Annotated in this window: 9 protein-coding genes; 3 read left to right on the forward strand and 6 right to left on the reverse strand. The window is 68.7% G+C overall.

The window, feature by feature from the left end:
- From WEB06_02875 to WEB06_02900, 6 genes are all read right to left on the reverse strand, one after another.
- Window positions 1-425 (reverse strand): aminobenzoate oxygenase (locus WEB06_02875; GenBank protein ID MEX2554557.1); only part of this gene is annotated, 425 nt, incomplete at its 3' end.
- A 14-nt stretch (window positions 426-439) separates the two neighbouring features.
- Window positions 440-871: a nuclear transport factor 2 family protein gene (locus WEB06_02880; GenBank protein MEX2554558.1), complete on the reverse strand. Its 432-nt coding sequence runs from the start codon at window positions 869-871 to the stop codon at window positions 440-442.
- Window positions 872-1,003: 132 nt separating this feature from the next.
- On the reverse strand, window positions 1,004-1,435 hold the full coding sequence (locus WEB06_02885; protein ID MEX2554559.1) for an ester cyclase: 432 nt from the start codon (window positions 1,433-1,435) through the stop codon (window positions 1,004-1,006).
- A 91-nt stretch (window positions 1,436-1,526) separates the two neighbouring features.
- Complete coding sequence (locus WEB06_02890; protein MEX2554560.1) at window positions 1,527-2,492, reverse strand: hypothetical protein; 966 nt, start codon at window positions 2,490-2,492, stop codon at window positions 1,527-1,529.
- Between the two features lie 16 nt (window positions 2,493-2,508).
- Complete coding sequence (locus WEB06_02895; GenBank protein ID MEX2554561.1) at window positions 2,509-3,531, reverse strand: hypothetical protein; 1,023 nt, start codon at window positions 3,529-3,531, stop codon at window positions 2,509-2,511.
- Window positions 3,528-4,628, reverse strand: a complete 1,101-nt coding sequence (locus tag WEB06_02900; GenBank protein MEX2554562.1) for a Xaa-Pro peptidase family protein — start codon at window positions 4,626-4,628, stop codon at window positions 3,528-3,530. Before WEB06_02900 ends, WEB06_02895 begins: the two co-directional genes overlap by 4 nt.
- A 23-nt stretch (window positions 4,629-4,651) precedes the next feature.
- Here WEB06_02900 and WEB06_02905 point away from each other — a divergent pair, with 23 nt between their 5' ends.
- The 3 genes from WEB06_02905 to WEB06_02915 all read left to right on the forward strand — a co-directional run bounded on the left by WEB06_02905 (window position 4,652) and on the right by WEB06_02915 (window position 9,573).
- Window positions 4,652-6,355 (forward strand): glycerol-3-phosphate dehydrogenase/oxidase, encoded by a 1,704-nt coding sequence (locus WEB06_02905; GenBank protein ID MEX2554563.1) that lies wholly within the window; start codon window positions 4,652-4,654, stop codon window positions 6,353-6,355.
- Between the two features lie 63 nt (window positions 6,356-6,418).
- Window positions 6,419-8,653 carry a hypothetical protein gene (locus WEB06_02910; GenBank protein MEX2554564.1) on the forward strand — a complete coding sequence of 745 codons (2,235 nt, stop codon included), beginning with the start codon at window positions 6,419-6,421 and terminating at the stop codon, window positions 8,651-8,653.
- An 11-nt stretch (window positions 8,654-8,664) separates the two neighbouring features.
- Complete coding sequence (locus WEB06_02915; protein ID MEX2554565.1) at window positions 8,665-9,573, forward strand: alpha/beta hydrolase; 909 nt, start codon at window positions 8,665-8,667, stop codon at window positions 9,571-9,573.
- The last annotated feature ends 48 nt before the right edge of the window (window positions 9,574-9,621 follow it).

Raw genomic sequence — 9,621 nt, forward strand, 5'->3', positions numbered from 1 at the left:
GCCTCGTCCATCACCTGCGTCGCCGCGTAGAACTTCGCGTCGATCGACGGGACGCTCTTCACGATTTTCGCGGTTGCGAGGAGCGCGCCTTGCTCCCCGTGCATGAACTGCGAGAGCGACCACGCGGTCACGCCGACCCGGAACTCCTGCTTCTCCTTCTCGGTCATCCGGTCCCAGTACTCGGTGCCGAAGAAAGGGATGCGTTCGTCTGGGAACTTGTCGGGCGTGACCTCGACCTTGATCGACCAGTCGGGATGGGTCTGCGCGTTCCACTGCTCGACCTTGGCGCGCTCGTAGAGGGCACGAAGGTCCTTGCGGTTGACCTCGTAGTCCCAGCAATAGACGGTCGGGAAGTTCGACGGGATGGACTCCGTGATGTCCCGGACATCGTCGGGTGTCAGGGACCAGCCATTCTCTGCCGCCACGGCGAACCTCCTCGCTACTTCGAGACCACAGACTCCGCCGTTCGGGCGGTGGTTATGTGATCAGCATGACGGTGCATGATCTTCCAGATTCCATCCTCCGGCCGATACACCTGCGTGACCCGGAGGGCAACTGGGGCGAGCTCGGTCCGATCGCCGACCTTCGCTCTGTAACGCTCGATCTCGACGGTGAACGCAAGTTCCGCGCTCTCATACCTCGTCACGAGATCGAAGCCCTCGGGAGTGCCTCCATGCCAGTTGGCCGCCGCCCGCTCGATGGTTTCCTCAACCTGCTTCCATCCGTGTGCCGGAGGGCCGAAAGGATTCGCCACGGTGACGTCGTCTCGGTGCGAATAGGCCTTCTTGAGGGGCTCCGGATCGCCATTCACGAACGCCGCACAGGCCCGGTGACTTCGTTCGATCGCCTCGTCGATTCCCGAAAGGTTCATCCGCGTCCTCTATGAACCGTCGTATCGAAAGTTCGACGGGGTGGACTCGATGACGTGCTGGACCTCTTCGCGGGTCCACTTCAGGCCTTGCGGCTCACCCATGATCGGTCTCCAGTCGATAGGAGGCGCGCCTCACGCAGAACCCATCGGAGGAAGAGCACCGATCTGCGTCATGAACTCCATCTGGTCGAAGTAGAGATGTTCGGAGATGATCTTGCCGCCGGCGACGCGCTTCACGGAGGCGTAGCGAAGGCTCACCGGATTGCCGCTCGCAGGGATCTCGCCTTGTGGCGTGCGGAACACGCCCGTGTGTGTGCCGGTCAGGAATCCTTCGACGATCACAGTGTCTCCCGCGACGAACTCCTTCGTCTGCTTGATCTGGGAATCCGGAAGCGCCTCCCAGAAAACTCCTTCGACCTGCCGAACCTGATCGACGCCCTTGAGCTGCATCCCGCCCGGCATCTCGAGCTCCATGTCCGGGGCCGAACACGCCTTCCGTCCTTCGACGTCCTTGGTGTTCCAGGCGTCGTCGTGAGCACGAGTGACTTCGCTAGCGTCGGCCATCGTCGTCCGCCTCCTCGGCGCGGGTTACCCGTCGGTAACTACTCGGAATCTAACACCGCGTCCCCACCCATGGAAAGAAACACTCACCGGGTCAGACGAACGACCATTCCCACGGCCCGACGGCCGAAGCGGCCTTGAGTGACACGCGGAAGCTCCAGCGGCGATTGCCGGAGGGAAGCGAATCGAACCGCACGATCGCGGATCCAGGGGTTCCCTGCGCAAAGCCCTCATAGATGGCATCGGACACGAGCTCGTACCGGGTGCCGTACTCCCAGCCGGGCCGCGCCCCGGTGATCGCCAGGCCCACGTCGAAGTGATCGACCCACCCGACGATCCCGCGGAGTTCGAACCCGAGGCCGTCGAGCTCGAGCTTTCCCGTCGCCTTGTCGGATCGGGGCTGGGTCGCGGGCGTCGCCGGCCACGCGCTCGACAGGTCGATCGGGATGTCGTCGCCCGCGGCGTACCCGAAGCCAAGCGAGTCGATCCGCACTCCGATAACGGGCGTAGTCGCGGTGGGAAGGAGCCTGCCCTCGATGATGAATCCGGTGATCGTCGGGCGCACCGCAACCTCGTCGGAGATCTCCCCTCCCCCCGCGAGGATGAACCAAACCGAGGCGCTGTGGAGCTTTCCCAAGTCTGCGCCGTCCGCGGAACCAACGCTGATCCGGGCGACCACGTTCTGCCCTCGCTGGGTGAAGCTCTCGAGGCGGAGGGAAAGGCTCGCGCTGTTCCGCGTCACGCCGACGTTAAGATCCACCGCGGCGTCACGCGGAGACGAGATGGTTCGATCGCCGGCCGTATCCGCGTCGGGGAACGCGAGACCGGCGACGAAGGCGACGACGACCGCGGCCGCGATACCGATCACCGACCTGCTCGGCCGACGCGACGGCGACCGTTCCGGCGTCGGGCCGATCTGGGTATCGGGCTCGTTCGTTCGGACGATCACCGTCGCGTCGTCGGACGGGACGTCGTCGGTGACGAGCGCGGTTCCGCAGCGAGGACAGAGCCCATCCTCGGCTTCGTAGGTTCGATCGTGGACCGGGCACCAACCGGTCATCGACCAGTCTCCGTGATCATTCGACCCGCCAGGTCCACGGCCCCGCGATGAAGTCGACGACCCGGGTCGCGCGGATGACCATGCGCCCGGCGTCGGCGGGGACGGATTCGAACCGAGCGATGATCTGTCCCGCCGAGATCTGCTCGGTGTCACTCGCCGAGATCGACCTTCCATGCACGTTCGTGCCCGTCGCCGCCCCGGGCGAGGTCGTGAGGAGCTCGAACCCCGCGATCTCCGCCCGGTTTCCGGCTTCGCCGCCGAGTCCCTTGAGCTCGAACACCGCCTCCAGCCGGTCGCTCCAGGCGATGAGAGCGGTGAGCCGTACCGATCCGCCGGCGACCGCGAGTGAGGGCTGCTTCATGCGAAGAACCCGCGGCTCGTTGCCGGAGGACACCGGCCAAACCGACGACACGTTCGCAGACCACTCTGGGGATCGTTCCGCCAAGACCTGGATGGAGCTGATCCGCAGCTCGATCACCCGTCCCGGCTGGTCCAGCCGACCGGCCAGTGTGAAGCCGTTCGCGTCGACCACGAGATCGACGTCGGAAACACCGAAGGACCTCCCCCCTCCCCCGGACGCCGCGACGGTGACCTCGACGGCTGCTCCTTCGATCAGCCGTGGAACGCTGAAGCCGGTCAAGGTTCGAAACGACGCGGTGATCCGATCCCCGGATTGCGTCATCCGCTCGAGCCGGATCTGTGCCCCCGTAGCATCCGCTTGCGGCTGGACCGCGACGAGCTCGCGAGAAGAACCCGGCGAGTCCTGTGCAACGGGCGGCGACTCGTTTCGCGGGAACACCAAGCCCAGAGCGAACGCGCCTACCATTGCCATGGCGATGAAGGCTCGGAAGATCCATGGGTTCGTCGACGGCTCCGGTTCGGGTTGGCCCGGCTCGTCGAGGACGAGCGGGGCGTCGCGCGGGATGATCATCTTCGCCGAAGCCAAGGGAACGAGGGCGGTGCCGCACTCCGGGCAGTTGGTCGCTCTTTCGAACACGCGGTCGTGCCTCGGGCACCAGCCCGAAGCGAGCGTCTTCACGTCAGCACCACCGGGTTACGCGGCGCGGCGTTCAATCGCTCGACGCCGTCGTCGGTGACGGCGACGATGTCCTCCAGGCGCATCCCGAACCGGCCGCGTAGATAGATGCCCGGCTCGACGCTGAACGTCATCCCCGTGGCGAGCGGCTCGGCGTTGCCGGCGACGATGTACGGCTCCTCGTGGACCTCGAGACCGATGCCGTGGCCGGTGCGGTGGATGAACGCGTCGCCGTAGCCGGCCGAGTCGATCACCGTCCGAGCAGCCGCGTCGACGTCCTCGGCCGGTACGCCCGGCGCGACGGCGCCCACCGCGGCGTCCTGCGCCTTCGCCAGGGCGGTGTAGGCGTCGGTGAAACCGTCGGGCGGCTCGCCGACACAGAACGTTCGCGTGATGTCGGACGAGTAGCCGTCGATCGTGCCGCCGAAGTCGCACACGAGCGCGTCGCCCCGCTCGATCACGCGGTCGCCGGGCTCGTGGTGTGGCGAAGCGGAGTTCGGACCGGAAGCGACGATCGCGAAGCCGACCTGCTCGCAACCGCGGGTGATGAGCGCATCCGAGATCCAGCGAGCAACCTCGCGCTCGGTGCGGCCCGACACCCGCTCCCCCGCCAGCCCGGTCGCGACGCCGTCCGCCGCAGCCGCGGCGCTCCGGAGCGCATCCAGCTCGGTAGCGTCCTTACGGACCCGCAGCGCGTTCAGGATCTTGGACGCACGGGAGAAGGCGGCGGCGGGGTAGACGTCCTGCAGGGCGAGCAGGAACGTCGCCCACATGCGCTCCCCCACCGCGAGGGCTCCGTGCTCGTCGCCGACCGCGGCGCGAACGTGCGCGTACGGGTCGTCGGTCTCGTTCCACGCCACGATCTGTACGACGTCTCCGGCGCCCGAGTCTTCCGCCCGCGGCCGCTCCAGCTCCGGTACGACGAGCGCCGGCTCACCGGCCAAGGGAAGGACCAGCATGGTCAGTCGCTCGAGGAGCGGAGCATCGTAGCCGGTCAGGTAACGCAGATCGGCCGACGGCCCCACGATCAGCGCGTCGATCCCCGCTCGCTCCATCTCGGCGCGGGCGCGCGTCAGACGTTTGGAGGAGGGCGAGGTCATCGGCGACATCTATGATAGGCGCCGTGCCGGAGATCGGGCCCGACACCCGCGCAGAAAACCTCCAGCGCCTCGAGCGTGAGGCTTTCGATGTCTGCGTCGTCGGCGGGGGGATAACCGGGGCCGGTGTGGCCCTGGATGCGGCCGGCCGGGGCCTCTCCGTCGCGCTGGTGGAACGGGACGATTTCGCTTCCGGGACCTCGAGCCGCTCCTCCAAGATGGTGCACGGCGGGCTGCGTTATCTGGCGCAGTACGACTTCCGGCTCACCTGGGAAGCGAGCCGCGAGCGCGACCTGCTGCGGCGCCTCGCACCGCAGCTGGTGCGACCCCAGCGCTTCCTGTTCCCTGCGTACAAGAAGGGGATCCAGACACGTTTCGCCACGATCGGACTGACGATGTACGACATCGTCGCGGGAAGGAAAGGTTTCGGCCGCCATCGCCGGGCGAACGACGCCGACATCGAGCGTCTCACTCCCTCACTCGACCCCAAGCGCGTCGTCGGAGCGTGGACGTACTGGGACGCGACCACCGACGACGCGCGTCTCGTCTTCGAGGTGCTGCGCACCGCCCACGGGTTCGGCGCGGTGGTCGTGAACCACGCGCGGGTACACGGCTTCGACACCCCCGGCGGGACGATCGCCGCCGCGTTCGTCTCCGACGAGATGACCGGCACAGAGGTCACGGTCCGCGCGCGCTGCATCGTGAATGCCGCCGGTGTCTGGGCGGACGAGGTGGGACGGCTCGAGGCGCGATCGGCCGCACCACCGATCCGTCCGGCCAAGGGGATCCATCTGGTCGTTCCCGCTTCCGCGGTGCCGGTGCGAAGCGCCGTGGTCATCCCGTCGGTCGCGCGTGACCGGCGCTCGTTGTTCGCGATACCGGGGTGGGGAGACACCGTCGTGCTCGGGACGACCGACACCACGTACGACGGCCCGCTCGACGCTCCTTCCGTCGACGACGACGACGTTCGCTACACGCTGTCGGCCGTCAACTGGTCGCTGGGCGTCGACGTGAAGCCGTCCGACGTCGTGTCGGCGTGGGCGGGCCTGCGGCCGCTGCTGGCCGGCGCCGGTGGACCCGAGGCGCGAACGGCGGACCTGTCGCGGACCCAGCATCTGTCGGCGTCGCCCGCCGGGCTCGTGACGATCACCGGGGGGAAGCTGACGACGTACCGTCGCATGGCTGCCGACACGGTCGATCTCGTGTGCTCGCGGCTCGGTGTGCGGACGCGGTCGTGCACGAAGCGCCTGACGATCGGGCTCACGCGACCGCTCGGGGGTCTGTTGGCAGAGACGATCGCCGGAGCGGCGGGGGCCGGTATCTCCGAAGCCTCGGCGCGGCACCTCGTCGAGACGTTCGGAGATCGGGCGCCCGCGGTCCTCGAGCTTGCGGCGTCGGACTCGGCCCTCGCCGCTCCGCTGGTGCCGGGCTTGCCTTGGCTGGCCGCCGAAGCCGTGTGGGCGGTGGATCGCGAGATGGCAACCTCGCTTTCGGACGTGTTGGAGCGTCGCACGCGCCTCTCGCTGGCCGATCAGAACGCGGGGCTCACGTCGGAGGCTCCGGGGCTCGTCGGGCGCCGCCTGAGGCTCGGCCCGGCCATGGCATCGCAGGTGACCGCCCTCGCGGCGCGGGTCGCTCAAGAGCGGGGTCCGGTGGCCCGGCCGCTGGATCCGGCCACAGCATCGAGCGCTTCGCCCGATTCCGCACGAGTTGGGGGCACTGCTGGGTGACTTAGGCGGGTTCTATGCTGCAGGAACCCAGACCTCCCAGGGCAAATCCTTCGTTAGCACAACATGACGACCACGGGACGGCTCCGCCGGCGATTCGGGCTCCTCGCAGCCTTGGCCGCGGCCGTGGCCGCCCTGGCCACCCTCGGCTCCGGCGCGCAGGTGGACCCGTCGGGCACGACGCTCGAGCGCACGATCCTCGACCTCAACGGTGATGGGCGCTTCGAATACGCGGCCGGCGAGACGATCCTGGTGCGCGAGGACCTCGCGAAGGCGCACGCCGGACGCGAGACCCGGCGCAAGGCGCTCGCGTCGTTCGTGGGGTTCGCCGACTTCCAACTCGCCGACGAGGAATCCCCGCTGCGCGGCCCCTGGATCGACCTGTGCGGATCGCACCCGTTCATCTCGGCTTTCCGCCCGCAAGAGGCGATGGTCCCCCACCTGATCAACTCCAACATCCGCGCCGCGAACGCGATCGCCGCCGGCCCGGTGACCGGACGCCCGTTCGACTTCGGGATCCAGCTCGGCGACGCCGCCGACAACACCCAACGGAACGAGACGCGTTGGTTCATCGACCTTCTCGACGGCGGGAAGCTTCTCGATCCCGACTCGGGGAACCACAACCGGTACGAGGGTCCGCAGGGTGGCGACCCGTGGCCCAGTCCGGCCGGCGGCCGGAGCATCCTCGAGCTCGCGAACGATCCGTTCTTCGCGCCGGGGCTCCGCCGCGCGAACGGTGAGCCCGTGCCCTGGTACTCGGTGCTCGGCAACCACGACGCGAAGGTCCAAGGCACGTTGCCGAACCTCCCCGGCTGGTGGGAGTTCGCCCACACGTTCGCGCAGGGACCGCTGTACATCCGCACCATCGGCCCCGACTACATCCAGGAGCTCTGCGCCGACCCCGCCAAGGCGACAGATCCCGCGTTCTGGATGAAGGTGCTCGCGCGTCCGGCGACGACCGGCCTCGTGACGGCGGACGGGCTGCGCGCGACGCTGACGCGGAACCAGTGGGCCGCCGAGCATCTTCCTCCCGCGCAGGCCAAGTCGCTCGACCCCGAAGCGCGCGGCTCGACGGGGCTGCCCGCGGGCCACGGCTTCCTCGACCCGCGCTGCACCGACGCCGCGGGCACGCCGCTCGCGCGGCTCTGCTACTCGTACGACTCGGCGGGCATCCGTTACATCGTGCTCGACACGAACCCCGACGAAGGTTTCGAGGGCGGCAACCTCGACGCGCAGCAGCTGGCGTGGCTCGAGCGCGAGCTGGTCGCCCACTCCTCACGCTACTACGACGCGGCCGGCGGGCTCGCGACGAACCACTCGGCGGATAACTCCCTGATCGTCGTCTTCTCGCATCACACCAAGGACTCGATGGACGAGACCTTCCCGATCAACCTCAAGACCACGGACTTCCCGACGCTCGAGCGGGTCGACGACGACGGGCGCGCCCTCGGTGCCGAGATGTCGGAGCTCATGCTCCGCTTCCCCAACGTGGTGCTGCACGCGGCCGGACACACGCATGAGAACCGGGTGTGGGCGAGGCCCGGTCGCGCGGCTGCCGGCGGCCAGCCCGGGACGGGCTACTGGGAGGTCAACAGCTCCTCGCACGCGGACTGGCCGAGCCAGAGCCGCACGCTCGAGATCGTCGACAACAAGGACGGGACGCTCTCGGTATTCGGCGTGATCTTCGACGCGACGGCGCCGCCCCAGGCCTGCCGCGGTGACGCGACGGATTCGGCGACGTGCCTGCCGTGGGCGAACGACCCGACCGACGAGAGTGCCCTGCAGCCGGGCACTCCCAAGATCAACGAGGAGTACCTGGCGGCGGTGGCTCGTGAGGTCGGCTACAACGATCCGCAGGCCGGACACGCGGCCGACGCGGACGCACGCGGCCGGGATAACTCGCTCGTCGCCGGACCCTCCCAGGACCGCAACGTCGAGCTCCTGATCGCGAACCCGATGTCCGCGGTGGCGTCGGGCGCGAAGTTCACCCGTGCCGTCGCCGGCACGAAGCTCGTCCCGCCGGCCGTCGGCGCGATCAACCCCGGATCAGTCCCCGAGATCCTGCCCGACGTCCCCACGGCCGGCCCCCCGGCGTCCCCGTCCTCCTCGTTCACGCGGACGTTCGGGACGGCGGGCGGTCGTCAGGCCGACGCTCCGGCGACCCACAGTGCGCTCCCCGACTGGGCGATCGCGTCGGCGTCGCTGCTGTTCTTCGCTACGGCCGCGCTTTTCTGGATAGCTCGCGCGCGGGTGCGCGACTGGATGCTGGGCGTCCCCGCCCGCCGGTCGCCGCTCCGGTAGTCTTGCCCCCTGTGGAATCCCGCACCGTCGAGCTCGACGGCCCCGTTCACTACGCGGAGTGGCCCGGCCCCTCCGAAGGGCCCACCTTCGTCTTGGTTCACGGCCTCGGCGGCTCGCATGTGAACTGGTTGTCGGTGGCGCCCGGTCTCGCAGAGCAAGGACGCGTTCTCGCGATCGATCTCGCCGGGTTCGGCCGGACCCCGCCGGCCGGAAGACGCGCAACGCTCGGTGCGAACCGACGCCTGCTCAACCGATTCATCCACGCGACCAACGCGGCTCCCGCGATCCTGGTCGGGAACTCGATGGGCGGAGCGATCAGTGCGATGCAAGCGTCGGCGGAGCCGGAGACGGCGGCCGGTCTGCTCCTCGTCGATCCGGCGCTTCCGCGGGCCAGGTCGGTGGCGCCCGACCCGCTGATCGCGGCGGTCTTCGCCGCCTACCTCGTTCCCGGCGTGGGCGAGCAGTTCATCCGGCAGCGCGCGAAGATGCTCGGCCCCGAGAGGCTCGTCCGCGAGACGATGCGCACGTGTTGCGTCGATCCCTCGCGCATCGACCCTGCGGTGATCGACGCGCACGTGGCCCTCGCGACCGAGCGCCAGACCTTCTCCTGGGCGCACAAGTCTTTCCTCACGGCCGCGCGGAGCTTGCTCCGCCGCCTTGCCCGCCGCGAACGCTTTCTCGCGATGCTCCACGCGATCTCGTGCCCGACCCTGCTGGTGCACGGCGAAAAGGATCGCCTCGTGCCGGTCGCCGCAGCGCGGGCGATCGCCCAGATGCGCCCGGACTGGACGTTGCAAGTGCTCGACGACATTGGACATATCCCGCAGCTCGAGTCCCCCGAGCTCTGGCTCGCGACGGTGAACGTGTGGCTGACGGGCAACGGGCGTGCCGCTGCCGTCGTCAGCGCGGCTAGCCGCTAGGTGTAGTTCCCACCGAGGTTGTTTACATAGGGAGAGCCTCCCTGCACG

This window comes from Actinomycetota bacterium, assembly GCA_040905475.1.
Taxonomy (GTDB): domain Bacteria; phylum Actinomycetota; class AC-67; order AC-67; family AC-67; genus DATFGK01.